Here is a 13,425-nt window from a genome sequence, read left to right as displayed (position 1 = left end):
AGGTGAACTTGAAGAATTCCTTAAGGAGATGAATAGATGAAACACAAACTTACAGTAATCGGTCTAGGACCAGGAAGCAAAGAGTATTTAACCATCGGTGCTTTTGAAAAGATGAAAGTGAGTAAGAAAGTTTTTCTAAGAACAGAAAAGCATCCTGTAGTAGACTATTTGAAAGAACAAGAAATTTCATATGAAAGCTTTGATGCAATCTATGAGCAAAAAGAAAATTTTGATGAAGTGTATAAAGCCATTGTAGAAAATCTTTTAACGATGGTAGAATCAGAAGATGTAGTATATGCTGTTCCTGGAAGTCCATTCGTGGCAGAAGTAACGGTACAAATATTGATTGATCGTGCAAAGACACAAGGGTTTATTTTAGAGTTTGTTCCTTCTGTGAGTTTCATAGAGGCAATATTTCATACCCTAAAGAAAGATCCTATAGGAGGATTAAAAATCATTGATGGACTTCAATTGGACAAGCAGGCTCCTGATGTAGAAACAGATGTGATTGTCACCCAGGTGTATAACAAGTTTGTTGCATCGGAGATGAAGCTAAAGCTAATGGAATATTATCCTGATGAATATCCTATTGTGGTCATAAGAGGGGCGGGGATTCCACATGTAGAAAAGGTACAAGCAATGAAACTTTATGAATTAGATCGTGTAGAATGGTTAGACTATTTAACAAGTATATATATACCTAAATTTGGTGAGGATATGATAGCAAGTTATAGTATGAATGATTTAATAAAGATTATGAAAAAATTAAGAGGAAAAGGTGGATGCCCATGGGATGCGAAGCAAACTCATGAAAGTTTGAAACCACATCTAATCGAAGAAACGTATGAAGTTTTAGAAGCCCTTGATGAGATGGACATGACTTTACTTGAAGAAGAATTGGGAGACTTATTATTACAAATTGTATTTCATGCACTACTTGCCTCAGAACGGGATAAATTTAGTATGAAAGATGTTGTAAAAGGCATATGTAAAAAGCTTGTAGACAGACATCCACATGTATTTGGAGAGATAACGGTGGATTCAGCGGCTGGTGCAGTAAAGAGTTGGGAAGCCGTAAAAAGAGAAGAAAAAAATGTAAAAACTTATACAGAAGGACTTAAAAGGGTTCCCAAGCATTTGCCAGCATTGATGAAAAGCTATAAAATACAGGCTAAGGCGGCTGAAGTTGGGTTTGATTGGGACCATGTAGAGGATGCAATAGAAAAGGTAAGAGAAGAGCTAGGTGAACTTCTAGAGGTATATAATACAGGGGAACGTGTCAAAATAAAAGAAGAACTAGGAGATCTCATTTTTTCTGTTGTAAATGTAGCAAGATTTTTAAAAGTAGATCCAGAATTGGCGTTAAATGTTACAATCAAAAAATTTATCCATAGATTTGAATTTATTGAAACAACGGCAGAAAAAAATGGGGAAAAATTGGAAGAAATGTCTTTAAAAGAGATGGATGAACTGTGGAATATGGCAAAAATACATAAAAAATAAAAAAAAGATAAAAAATATTACTAATAAAGAAGGATTTCTCAATAAAAGATAGAATATGCTAATACGTATTCTAAATATCAAGGAGGTAATGATTGTGAATAAAGCTGAATTAGTTGCGAGCATGGCAGAAAAATCAGGACTTACAAAAAAAGATGCAGAAGCTGCATTAAATGCATTCATTAAAAGTGTAGAAGAAGCGCTTGTAAAGGATGACAAAGTACAATTAGTTGGATTTGGTACTTTTGATGTAAGAGAAAGAAAAGCAAGACAAGGAAGAAATCCAAGAAATCCTGAGCAAGTGATTGATATTCCTGCTTCAAAAGCACCTGTATTTAAAGCTGGAAAAGCACTTAAAGATATCGTGAACGCTTAATGAAGAAAAAAAGCAGCTTGTCTGCTTTTTTCATTTTATGGGAGAGATTAAAGCATGCGGTTAGATAAATTTCTAAAAAATTCCAGATTGATAAAAAGAAGAACCATCGCAAAAGAAGCTTGTGACCAAGGTCGTATCTATGTGAATGAAAAGGTTGCAAAAGCTTCTACAGAAGTGCAAGTAGGAAATAAAATTAAGATTGCCTTTGGGGCAAAAAGTACAACAGTGGAGATAACGTCTTTAGCAGAACATGTTACGAAAGAATCTTCAAAAGAAATGTATAAAGTCATCGAATAGTACCTAAATTTTAGGTGCTATTTTTTTCTTATGAAAAAACTAGGCATAAACAAATAGATACAAGCATATCTTTAAAACAGGAAGATTATGTAAAAGAGGGTGAGGTTAAATGGAGGAGAGAAGAAGTACAAAGAGCAAGAGTCAGAATATTATTCTTGAGAATAGAGAGAAATTGAGTATATCAGGAGTAGAACATGTAACAAGCTTTGATGAAAATACAATTATCTTGGAAACAATTAAGGGCGTGTTAACGATAAAAGGGAATCATTTGGATATGAACAAATTAAATCTAGATGATGGGAATGTTGTTGTGGAAGGAGAGATCGAGGCTATGATGTATAGTGATCGAGATAGTATGGGAAGCAAGGGTATAGGATTTTTAGGGAAAATGTTTAAATAACCGCAGTGCGGTTATTTTTTTATAAATTAGACAAGTATTAAAAACCGAGGTGATTGTATGGTAAGTTATGTATCAGAGCAGCTATATGTTTTTCTAGCCACCTTGTATGGAGGTATTTTCATTGGATTTATTTACGATTTATATAGAATTTTTAGGTGTATATTTAAACCTAAAAAGATTGCTACGATTATAGAAGATCTTATTTTTTGGATTGTTATTTCGATTGCAGCTATTACAGTATTACTTTTTAGTAATGAAGGGCAAGTAAGATTTTATACATTTTTGGGATTTATGATAGGAAGTATTCTTTATAATCGCATTTTAAGCAAATTTGTAATAAAAAGCATGATTCTTTTACTTCGGATGATCCGAAAAATAATTCTTAAAATAGTAAAAATTATATTATATCCGTTAAGGGTTTTAAGAAAATTATTTTTAAAGCCATGGAGATGGTTGAAAAAGAAAATAACACAACATTATTTTCGATGTAAGAGAATTTGTTTATTACCCAAAATAGTATATAACGAGATGAAAAAATATATAAAATTTATAAGAAAGAAAAAATAGAAGGAATTTCATGTTTCATATAGAACTATATAAAACAAATATAAGTTAGCATAAGGGATGAAAAGAATGAATCAATATAAAAATAAAAACATGAAAAAGAAAAAAAAATTTTTTTACATATGTTTGCTAGTGCTTGGATTGTATGTAGGTTGGATTTTTATGAATCAACAGATAGAATTGAAAAAATTATATAAACAAGAAGAAGTATTAAATCAAAAGATCGTAGCATTCAAAAAAGAAATAGCGCGTTTAGAAAAAGAAAAAAGTTTAGGGAATGATCCTAAGTTTATTGAAAAAGTAGCAAGAGAGAAGCTAAAAATGGTGAAATCAAATGAGATCATTTATGTTGATATGAATAAAGCAAAATAGAGTCAATAAAAATGATAAAGATAATTAGGAGTATATTGACATAATTATAAATATAATTTATAATGAATGCAAATAACATTGTCATTATTTAAAAGGAGGAATATTAAATTTATGCCCGTTGAAATAGGAAAAGTTGTAGAGGGCACTGTAACTGGCATTACAAATTTTGGTGCTTTTATTCAACTACCAGAAGGAAAAACAGGTCTATGTCACATTTCAGAGGTAGCTGACGATTATGTAAAAAATATTGCTACTTATCTCAAAGAACAACAGAAGGTAAAGGTAAAGATTATTTCTATTGATGCGAAGGGGAAAATAAGTCTTTCTATTAGAAAGGCAGAAATAAAGCCTCCTAAAAAGAGTAATCCACCGGTACAAAGTGATTGGAAGAAAAAAGAGTATGTTCCAAAAGTAGCTTTTGAAGATCAATTATCACAATTTCTTAAAGATAGTGATGAAAAACAACAGCAAATGAAAAAACATATGAAAGATTCTAGAAGAGGCAATGGATTTAGTAGAAAAGAAATAGCGAGATAAATTATTAACCGAGACGAGCGTCTCGGTTTTATATATTGAGGAATTATTTAAAAATATTTTTTCTTATCCATAAAAATTTGGGGGAAAGATTATGAAAAAAGTCGGTGCGATTGATATTGGAACAAATTCTATGCGTATTTTACTTGCGCAAGTAGAGAATGGATGTATTATTGAAAGCTTCAAAGATTTGAGAACAACAAGAATTGGTGAACATGTAGATAAAACAGGACAACTATCAGTTCTTGCAATACAGAGAAATATTCAAGCCTTAAAGGAATTTATAAATATTGCGCAAAAAGAAGGTATAACACAAATCCCTATTATCGCTACGAGTGCAGTAAGAGATGCAAAAAATAGAGAAGTGCTTATAAAGCAAGCAAAAGAAGAAATAGATGCGCATATTGATATTATTACTGGGGAAAAGGAAGCGCAGCTTGGGTTTACAGGGGTTTTAAGAGGATTAAAAGAAAAGGATAAAAATATTTTAGTCATTGATATTGGTGGAGGAAGTACAGAGTTTATCTTTGGAAATAAGGAAGGAATAAAGTATCTTATAAGTATAAATGTAGGTGCAGTGAGGATGACAGAGCGGTTTGTAACGACAGATCCTATTTGTAAAGTTGAAATAGAAGAGTTGGTAAAGAACATAGATGAAATGATGAAAAGTACAATCAATTACCTTTGTAATCTCAAAATAGATAAAGTCATAGGGATTGGCGGTACAGCTACAACGATTGCTGCTGTATCAAAGGAACTAGAAATTTATGATAAAGATATGATTCACCATGTGCATTTAAGCCATGAACAAGTGAAAGATATATGCAATACATTTTTATCAAAAAACTTAGAAGAGAGAAAACGAATAAAAGGATTGCAGCCTAAGAGAGCAGATATCATTACGTCAGGAACCATTATTTTAGATAGAATATTAACAAACCTTGGTGTTGAGGATATGATTATTAGTGAATATGATAATTTAGAAGGACTCGTTTTTGAACAGTTAGAGAATAAATAGACAACTTATTTTTAAAAATAAGTTGTTTTTTTATATCGAAATAAACGCGTAATCCAGCTTGATTTTGCTAAACAAGTTATTCTATTCTTTTTTTAAAAAAACTATTCCATTTTTTTATCCCTAAACTTTCTGTCATATCGGCAAAGTGTAACAGTAAAAGTCTTTAGGATTTTGATCGTTTTACATAATTGTTGGATAATGAACATTATATTTATGAAAATTTGTAAAAAGGCATCATGAACTGTCTGAAATTTCTTGATATTGAGACAGGCAACTTGACAAATCTTTTATCCATCTATTGATATAATTTTCCTAAGAAAAAGAAATGGGTGGTGTTGAAATGGTAGATAAAATAAATGCGATCACTTATACAAGAGCGTATAGTGGACAAGCTAAAATCAATGGAAGGGAAAAGAAAAAGCTTGGGAATTTGCGTATTTCTAAAAATACAATCCTATTGATTGTAATGGCTTTATTATTGGGAAGAGCAAGTATATTAGGTGGACTTGCACCTTTTGGGATTGCTTTTTATATCTCTTTAATTATGAAAGACAGAAAATATGGCTATTTAGGTTTTTTCGTACTTTTTGGAAATATAACAGTTGCTGAGAATGCGAATATATCAAAATATTGTATTGCTTTGGCATTATCTTTTATGATTTTTAGTTATATACGCAGTAAAATAAGATTTCATATTTTTAGTATAGCAACCATATCAAGCTTAACTATGTTTTTATCAGGTCTTATTTATATTTTAGCTACAGATTTTTATATGTATGATTTATTTATGGAAGGCTTTGAAGCTCTTGTGGTTTTTGTGTTTGTGTATATACTTTCTTACGCGATTCCTGTTGTGATACAGAAAACAAATAGAAAGATCTTATCAAATGAAGAATTGATATGTGTGGCGATTTTGGCTGCTGTTGTTGTATCTGGTCTGTCTAATGTGGTTGTGGCAGGATATAAAATAGAAAATGTATTTGGTATATTGCTAACCTTAATATTCGCTTATAATGGAGGTCCTAGCGTAGGGGCGAGTGTAGGAATAACCATTGGTATTATTACGAGTATGTCAAGTATAGGGACACCTATTGTTATTTCTATATATGGATTTTCTGGACTCCTTGCTGGGATATTTAAAGATCTAGGGAAAATAGGTTCAGCTATAGGGATGATTCTAGGCAATGCAATACTGACTTTCTATATCAATGGCTCTACAGAAGTTTTAATACAATTTGAAGAAATTATCACTTCTTTTGTTATTTTCATGGTTATGCCAAAAGGGATGATGCAGCATATGGAAAAATTTTTAAATTTTAATGATCTTCAATCAGACAAAACATATAGTAATAGAATTCAAAAGATCGCATACCACAGATTAAAGGAATATGCACAAGCTTTTTCTCAATTGGCAGTTACCTATGGAAATATTGCAGAAAAAAACAAAATGGTTGATCAAAACGATATTGCCAACATGATTGATGAGGTAGCGGATAAAGTATGTCATAATTGTGGTATGTGCAGAAGTTGTTGGCATAATAATTTTTATGGTACATACAATGATGTGGTAGATGTCATTACGTGTTTAGAGAATTATGGAAGAATGGAATCGAATAAAATTCCTAATAACTTGAAAAAACGGTGTATTAAATTAGATACACTTATTCGTATGATCAACGACCGTTTTGAAGTGTATAAAATCCATTATGAGTGGCAAAAAAAATTATTTGAAAGCAGGCAATTAATTGCAGAACAATTTGAAGAGGTATCTAATATTATTGACGATTTATCGAAAGAAATAAATATGAAAGTTGATTTTAGAACAGAAGTAGAAGATGCTTTGTACGTGGCGTTTGACAAAGAAGGAATTGCTATTGAGCAGGTTACTGTTTTGGAGATGGAAAGTGGGAAATTTGAAATAGAAATAGAAAAAAGATCTTGTTTTGATAGAAAACAATGTGATGAAAAAATTGCGCCTATTGTGTCTAAGACTATAGGGAGAGAGGTTGTGAGAAAAAATCAGCATTGTAAAACAGATGAAAAGAAAGGAATGTGTCTATTTACATTCGTAGAAGCAAAAAAATATAAAGTAGCAACAGGCGTTGCCAGGATATCGAAGGATGATAGAGGAATTTGTGGAGATAGCTATTCTTTTATTGAGCTACTAGATGGCCAATATATGATGGCACTGAGTGATGGGATGGGTTCAGGTGAGCGGGCTGCAAAAGAAAGTCAAACAACAGTTTCAATACTCGAGCAATTAATGGAAGCGGGATTTAAAAAGGATATTGCTATAAAAACGATCAACTCTATACTTGTTTCGAAATCTTCTGAAGAGACATTTTCAACAATGGATTTATCTATGATCGATATGTATACGGGAAAGGTAGAATTTGTGAAAATTGGTGCCGCGTCTAGCTTTATTAAGCGAGCGAATGGAGAAATAGAAGTCATTCGATCCACATCTCTTCCTATTGGGATTCTTAACAATATAGATATCGAGAGTTTTGGACAGCGACTAAATAAAGATGATTGTGTCATTATCATGTCTGATGGGGTACTAGATGCGGATCAAAATATTGAAGAAAAGGAAAAGTGGGTTACGGATACCCTCAAGAAGTTAAATAGCAAAAATCCACAAGGTATTGCAGATAAACTTTTGGATATAGCTATAGAAAAATACGGAAACAAGATAGCGGATGATATGACAGTAATGGTTTCAAAAATATGGGAGAGTCGATAAGAGAGCCTTCTTTAGACTCTTTTTTCTATTTGTAAATACTTATTTTAAACTTAATACAGCTATATATACAAAAAAGAAGGTATAGAAAAAAAACTATAGGACAATAATCTAGAAAAAGTAAAAAATAGAGGAGCGGATGGTTAAAGTGGAGATTCGGCAGATTATTGTGGTTACGGACGGAAAGTCAAATGTAGGGGGCAACCCGGTGACGGCAGCGGCAGAGGCTTATAGGGAAAACGTGATCGTCAATGCTATTGGAATTATGGATGATAGAGGAAGTGATGATGATTCTCTGTGTGAAGTAGAAAAAATCGCACAGATGGGTGGCGGTATTTGGGAGAATACAATAATTCAAAATCTAGGACAAACCATGCATGTGGTTACCCAAAAGACAGTGAATAAAACCATTGAAACCATTGTAGGAAAACAATTGAAAGCAATTATGGGCAAGGATCTTGAAGATATGCCACCTAAAGTAAGAAGTAAAGTGATTGATTATATGGAGCAGTTAGGAGAAGAGGTAAATATTAAATGTTGTATATTAATGGATTGTAGTGGGAGTATGAAAAATAAAATGAGTACTGCAAGACAAAGTATTATAGAATTGATGCATTCGCTTAAAGGAAGAAAGGGAAAGAATCAAGTAGCAGTTATTAGTTATCCAGGACAAAATGGAGAATTTACAGCACTTATTAGTGATTTTACAGAGAATATAGGAGCCCTTAAGGATAAAGTATTTGGATTAAAAGCGGGAGGGACAACACCTACGGCAGCAGCTATTAATAGCGCAGTAACTTTAATAAAAGGAATAAATCATGAGGAGCTTGAAGATGTTGTTCGAAATAGCGAACCATTGCTAAAAGAAAGTATGGTATAAAAAGCGACTAGCGATAGTCGTTTTTTGCTTATGACACAAAATCATAGGAGGATGCACAAATGAATGGGATAAAATTATATCCGGGGGATATATTGTGGGGGAAATGGAATAAAAATGGCTATAAAATCATCCATTTATTAGGAATGGGTGGCATAGGAAAAGTTTTTAAGGTACAGGATATAAAAACTAACCAGATTTGCGCATTAAAAATAAGTAAAGAGATGCAAAGTATTACAAAAGAATATGAAATGTTAAATAAATTTGACTATATAGGATTGGTTCCGAAAGTATATGAAATAGATGATTTTTATTATAGGAATGATCGATTATATTATATTGCAATGGAATGTATAGAAGGAAAAAATTTAAAAGAGTATATAATGAAAAAGCCTGTCAACATAAAAGCTACTATTGGACTTACGATGATTATAGGTAAAGCGTTTCGTATATTGCATAAAAATGGGTTTATCTTTGGGGACTTAAAACTTGAGAATTTGATGATCGATCAAAAAAATAATGTGATAAAAATTATTGATTTAGGAGGGGTTACGGCTATTGGTTCTAGTATCAAAGAATTTACACCGCTTTATGATCGGGCAAGCTGGAATATGGGCTTAAGACGAGGAGATGAAAAATATGACTTGTTTAGTTTAAGTATGTTAATTACCACATTGCTTTTGCAGGAACAATGTAGTCCACAGGAAATGACTGTTGATAAACTAATAAAAAAGATGAAAGATATGCACATTTTTTCAAAATTGGTGGAGTTAATCCACAAGGGATTCAAACAAAAAGATATTTCTTTTGAAGAATTTTTAATACATTTAGAAAAGTTATATAGAAAAGATTTATATCAATGGAAAAAAAATAAAAAATATACATTTGATAAGAAAAATAGAACTGTAAATGTAATATTTATTAGTAGTATATTATTGTTTGTAGGGATTTTATATAAGTGTTTTTAAAAAAATATCTGTTTTTAGGAGGTTTTTATGGGTAACATATAGAAATAGAATACAGTCTATCATGCAAAAAAAATAAAAGATGCATTTTTGAAGGAACATAGTGGAAATGATCCATTCAAAGGTTCATATTTTATGATTAAGAAGATATAAAGATAATAGGAGTAGACCGATGCTTGAAAAATTTTTAGAAACCATTGAGAAAAATAGAATGATAGAAAAAGGGGAAGGGATTGTAATTGGGGTTTCGGGAGGACCAGATTCTATTTCATTGCTACATCTTTTGTGGAGAATAAAAGAAACATATAGGGTGAATTTATATGTAGTACATTTGAATCATCAATTCAGAGGAAAAGAAGCGGATTCGGATGCAGATTATGTGAAAATATTTTGTGAAAAATTAGGCATAAAATCTTTTATCTTTAGTAAAAATGTATTGAAATATAGTAAAGAGAAGGCTATTACCTTTGAAGAAGCAGGAAGAGAAATAAGATATCATTTATTTGACCAAGTTATGAAAGAAACAAAATCTAAAAAGATTGCAGTTGCTCAAAATATGGATGATCAAGCAGAAACTGTATTAATGCGGTTAATGAGAGGTGCAGGACTTGAGGGATTAGGTGCTATTGATTATGTCCGAGATGAAAAAATTATTCGTCCCCTTCTCAATATTTCGAGACAGGAGATTGAAGCTTATTGTGAAGAAAATAGTCTATATCCAAGAACGGATAAGACCAATTTAGAAGCTGTGTATACGAGAAATCGTATAAGATTAGAATTGATTCCCTATATAGAAAAGCATTTTAATGTAAATATTAAAGAAACTCTAGCTAGAACAGCAAATTTATTAAAAGAAGATAAGGATTTTATAAACTTGGCTGTAAAGCAAGAGTATGAAAGTATAGCAAAGAAAACAATATCAGAAATTCGAATGGATAAAGGTGAATTTTTAAAGAAGCATCGAGCGATTCAAAAAAGAATATTACGGGAGGCTATTCTTGAACTTTCAGGAGATTTAAAAAATGTACAAAATAAGCATATTGAAGGATTAATAAAATTAATACAAAATGGACATGTGGGTGCGTCTTTAGATTTGCCAAAAGGACTTGTTGCTATACGTGCATATACAAATTTTTGCATAAGCAAAAGAAAAAGAGAAATAGAAAGAAAAGATTTTGAGTACAATATAAATGTTGGGGAAACATTAAATATTAAAGAATTAAATGCAGACATAAAAGCTACAATTGTAGAGCAAGGAGATTCAAAAATAATTGAAAAAAAAGAATATAAGCAATCTTTCGATTGGTGTAAATTTAAAAATAATCTCATTCTAAGAAACAGAAGAGCAGGGGATAGATTTATACCTTTAGGAATGCAGGGGAGTAAGAAGCTTAAGGATTTTTTTATTGATGAAAAAATTCCTAGAGATATAAGAGATCAAATTCCTCTTGTTTGTGATGGTGATGAAATTATATGGATCATAGGATATAGAATGAGTGAAAACTATAAAGTGGATGAAGATACGCAAGAAAAATTAGTGCTAACTTATATGAAAAAAATGGAATGAAAAAGAATTAAAAATATTTAGTGATTGAAGCTTTAGCAAATTCATTGTTTTACATAAAAAAATATGGTAGAATTATAAAGATGTTAACGCAAGGAAATAATTGCATTGGGAGGAGGACTATTGTTGAAGAAATTTTTTAGAGGCGCTAGCTTCTATATACTCATATTTATCATTATCATCATGATTGTACAATTTTATGGAAAGCCTACACAAGAAAGTCTACCATTAGGAATGTCAGATCTGGTTGTTGAATTGCAAAAACAAAATGTAAAAGAAATTTATATTGTGGAAAATACAGTAAAAGGTAAGTTAAAAAGCAATGGACAAACCTTTGAAACATATATACCACCTGTGATCCGAACAGAAGTATTGACGGAAAAATATATACTTCCTCAAATGGAGAGTGGTATTTTAAAGGTGGCGGGAGAACCTCCTGCAAAAACACCTTGGTTCTTTGAGATACTCCCTTCTATATTCATGGTTTTAATATTTGTTGTATTTTGGTTTGTTTTTATGCAGCAATCCCAAGGTGGAGGCGGTAAGGTGATGTCCTTTGGGAAAAGTAAAGCAAAGCTGCATAAGGAAGATGAAGGGAAAAAGGTTACTTTTGATGATGTAGCAGGACTTGATGAAGAAAAAGAAGAGCTACAAGAAGTGGTTGATTTCTTGAAAAATCCTAAAAAATATATGGAGCTAGGTGCTAGGATTCCAAAGGGAATTTTAATGGTTGGACCTCCAGGAACAGGGAAAACCTATCTTTCTCGAGCTACTTCAGGAGAAGCAGGCGTACCATTTTTTAGTATTAGTGGTTCAGACTTCGTGGAGATGTTTGTAGGGGTTGGTGCATCACGTGTACGTGACCTTTTTGAACAAGCAAAGAAAAGTTCTCCGTGTATCGTGTTTATCGATGAAATTGATGCGGTAGGAAGAAAAAGAGGCGCAGGTCTTGGCGGCGGGCATGATGAAAGAGAACAAACATTAAATCAACTCCTTGTAGAAATGGATGGATTTGGTATAAACGAAGGCGTTATCATTATTGCAGCAACCAATAGACCTGATATTTTAGACCCTGCATTACTTCGTCCGGGTAGATTTGACAGACAAGTAATGGTAGGCGTGCCAGATATTAAAGGTAGAGAAGAAATTTTGAAAGTGCATTCGAAAAATAAACCATTAGCAGAGGATGTAAATTTAAAGGTGCTAGCGAAGAGAACGCCAGGTTTTACACCAGCAGATATCGAGAACTTAATGAATGAAGCTGCACTGCTTACGGCTAGAAAGAATGACAAAACAATTGATATGCCTACAATAGAAGAAGCGATTACAAAGGTGATTGCAGGACCCGAAAAGAGAAGCCGTGTGATTGGTGAAAAAGATAAGAAGCTTACAGCTTATCATGAAGCGGGTCATGCAGTTGTAGCAAAGATGCTACCGAATGCAGATCCGGTACATCAAGTGACCATTATTCCTAGAGGTCGAGCTGGCGGATTTACTATGTATCTGCCTAAAGAAGAAAAATCTTATACTACTAAGACAGAAATGAAAGAAAGAATCATTCAATTACTAGGTGGTAGAGTTGCAGAAAAATTGGTATTAGATGATATTAGCACAGGGGCAAGCAACGATTTAGAAAGAGCAACAAGTATTGCTAAGGCTATGGTTACGAAATATGGAATGAGTGACAAATTAGGACCGATTTCTTATAGCTCAGACGATGAAGTATTCATTGGAAGAGATTTTTCTACAAAGAATAATTATTCTGAAGAGATTGCTGCTACAATTGATAAAGAAGTACGAGAAATCATTGAAACAGGATATGAAGCAGCTGAAAAACTATTAGTAGAAAATATGGATAAACTACACATTGTTGCAAAAACGTTACTAGAAGTTGAAACATTGAATGCGGAAGATTTTGGGAAACTTTTTATGGATGAGCATAATAACATCCAATTAGAAAAAACAGATGATAAAAAAAATGATGAGATTGATTTGAAAAAATAATAACAATAAGCCCCTTTGCTATGCGAAGGGGTTTTAAATTATAGAAAATGACAATTTATTTCCTGGGAAATAATAAAATGATGTAAAAAATCGAAAACCGTTGCTTTTATGTTTTGTTTCACATTTATTTAGGGTATAATGGGGAATATATAAAATGTTTAAGAAAACTGAGGCAGAAGGAGAAAATTATTCGCAAGGCAGATGTAAAAAGGAT

Annotated in this window: 13 protein-coding genes; all 13 read left to right on the top strand. The window is 32.1% G+C overall.

The annotated features are described in order from the left end of the window. Window positions 1–36 precede the first annotated feature (36 nt). Complete coding sequence (yabN, locus tag EV214_RS13565) at window positions 37–1,503, top strand: bifunctional methyltransferase/pyrophosphohydrolase YabN (protein WP_132246687.1); 1,467 nt, start codon at window positions 37–39, stop codon at window positions 1,501–1,503. A gap of 94 nt (window positions 1,504–1,597) precedes the next feature. Further along, complete coding sequence (locus EV214_RS13560) at window positions 1,598–1,876, top strand: HU family DNA-binding protein (RefSeq protein ID WP_132246685.1); 279 nt, start codon at window positions 1,598–1,600, stop codon at window positions 1,874–1,876. 54 nt (window positions 1,877–1,930) lie between these two features. Next, window positions 1,931–2,173: an RNA-binding S4 domain-containing protein gene (locus tag EV214_RS13555; protein ID WP_132246683.1), complete on the top strand. Its 243-nt coding sequence runs from the start codon at window positions 1,931–1,933 to the stop codon at window positions 2,171–2,173. A gap of 109 nt (window positions 2,174–2,282) precedes the next feature. Then, window positions 2,283–2,573, top strand: a complete 291-nt coding sequence (yabP, locus tag EV214_RS13550) for a sporulation protein YabP (RefSeq protein ID WP_132246681.1) — start codon at window positions 2,283–2,285, stop codon at window positions 2,571–2,573. Between the two features lie 57 nt (window positions 2,574–2,630). After that, window positions 2,631–3,140, top strand: a complete 510-nt coding sequence (gene yabQ / locus EV214_RS13545) for a spore cortex biosynthesis protein YabQ (protein WP_132246679.1) — start codon at window positions 2,631–2,633, stop codon at window positions 3,138–3,140. Between the two features lie 57 nt (window positions 3,141–3,197). Next, window positions 3,198–3,509, top strand: coding sequence for an FtsB family cell division protein (locus tag EV214_RS13540; RefSeq protein WP_132246677.1), 312 nt, complete (start codon window positions 3,198–3,200; stop codon window positions 3,507–3,509). A 111-nt stretch (window positions 3,510–3,620) separates the two neighbouring features. Continuing rightward, window positions 3,621–4,046, top strand: a complete 426-nt coding sequence (locus EV214_RS13535) for a S1 domain-containing RNA-binding protein (RefSeq protein ID WP_132246675.1) — start codon at window positions 3,621–3,623, stop codon at window positions 4,044–4,046. Between the two features lie 91 nt (window positions 4,047–4,137). Continuing rightward, entirely contained in the window at window positions 4,138–5,061 is a 924-nt protein-coding gene (locus EV214_RS13530; protein ID WP_132246673.1) for a Ppx/GppA phosphatase family protein, read from the top strand. A gap of 340 nt (window positions 5,062–5,401) precedes the next feature. Then, on the top strand, window positions 5,402–7,804 hold the full coding sequence (spoIIE, locus tag EV214_RS13525; RefSeq protein WP_165916371.1) for a stage II sporulation protein E: 2,403 nt from the start codon (window positions 5,402–5,404) through the stop codon (window positions 7,802–7,804). 136 nt (window positions 7,805–7,940) lie between these two features. Beyond that, on the top strand, window positions 7,941–8,681 hold the full coding sequence (locus tag EV214_RS13520; RefSeq protein ID WP_132246669.1) for a vWA domain-containing protein: 741 nt from the start codon (window positions 7,941–7,943) through the stop codon (window positions 8,679–8,681). 59 nt (window positions 8,682–8,740) lie between these two features. Beyond that, window positions 8,741–9,646, top strand: a complete 906-nt coding sequence (locus tag EV214_RS13515; RefSeq protein ID WP_132246667.1) for a serine/threonine protein kinase — start codon at window positions 8,741–8,743, stop codon at window positions 9,644–9,646. A gap of 169 nt (window positions 9,647–9,815) precedes the next feature. Then, window positions 9,816–11,210 (top strand): tRNA lysidine(34) synthetase TilS, encoded by a 1,395-nt coding sequence (gene tilS, locus EV214_RS13510; protein WP_132246665.1) that lies wholly within the window; start codon window positions 9,816–9,818, stop codon window positions 11,208–11,210. A gap of 123 nt (window positions 11,211–11,333) precedes the next feature. Then, window positions 11,334–13,211: an ATP-dependent zinc metalloprotease FtsH gene (gene ftsH / locus EV214_RS13505; protein ID WP_132246663.1), complete on the top strand. Its 1,878-nt coding sequence runs from the start codon at window positions 11,334–11,336 to the stop codon at window positions 13,209–13,211. The last annotated feature ends 214 nt before the right edge of the window (window positions 13,212–13,425 follow it).

The organism is Marinisporobacter balticus, from assembly GCF_004345705.1.
In the GTDB taxonomy this organism is placed as follows: domain Bacteria; phylum Bacillota; class Clostridia; order Peptostreptococcales; family Thermotaleaceae; genus Marinisporobacter; species Marinisporobacter balticus.
The sequence above is the reverse complement of the archived record's forward strand: the minus strand, read 5'-3'. Positions and strand labels throughout refer to the sequence as shown.

Bases quoted from the DNA above. Each gene is read 5' to 3' on its own strand.
- tilS (WP_132246665.1), top strand. From the start codon at position 9,816: ATGCTTGAAAAATTTTTAGAAACCATTGAGAAAAATAGAATGATAGAA.
- EV214_RS13555 (WP_132246683.1), top strand. From the start codon at position 1,931: ATGCGGTTAGATAAATTTCTAAAAAATTCCAGATTGATAAAAAGAAGA.
- EV214_RS13535 (WP_132246675.1), top strand. From the start codon at position 3,621: ATGCCCGTTGAAATAGGAAAAGTTGTAGAGGGCACTGTAACTGGCATT.
- EV214_RS13530 (WP_132246673.1), top strand. From the start codon at position 4,138: ATGAAAAAAGTCGGTGCGATTGATATTGGAACAAATTCTATGCGTATT.
- EV214_RS13515 (WP_132246667.1), top strand. From the start codon at position 8,741: ATGAATGGGATAAAATTATATCCGGGGGATATATTGTGGGGGAAATGG.
- yabQ (WP_132246679.1), top strand. From the start codon at position 2,631: ATGGTAAGTTATGTATCAGAGCAGCTATATGTTTTTCTAGCCACCTTG.
- EV214_RS13520 (WP_132246669.1), top strand. From the start codon at position 7,941: ATGGTTAAAGTGGAGATTCGGCAGATTATTGTGGTTACGGACGGAAAG.
- spoIIE (WP_165916371.1), top strand. From the start codon at position 5,402: ATGGTAGATAAAATAAATGCGATCACTTATACAAGAGCGTATAGTGGA.
- yabN (WP_132246687.1), top strand. From the start codon at position 37: ATGAAACACAAACTTACAGTAATCGGTCTAGGACCAGGAAGCAAAGAG.
- EV214_RS13540 (WP_132246677.1), top strand. From the start codon at position 3,198: ATGAAAAGAATGAATCAATATAAAAATAAAAACATGAAAAAGAAAAAA.
- yabP (WP_132246681.1), top strand. From the start codon at position 2,283: ATGGAGGAGAGAAGAAGTACAAAGAGCAAGAGTCAGAATATTATTCTT.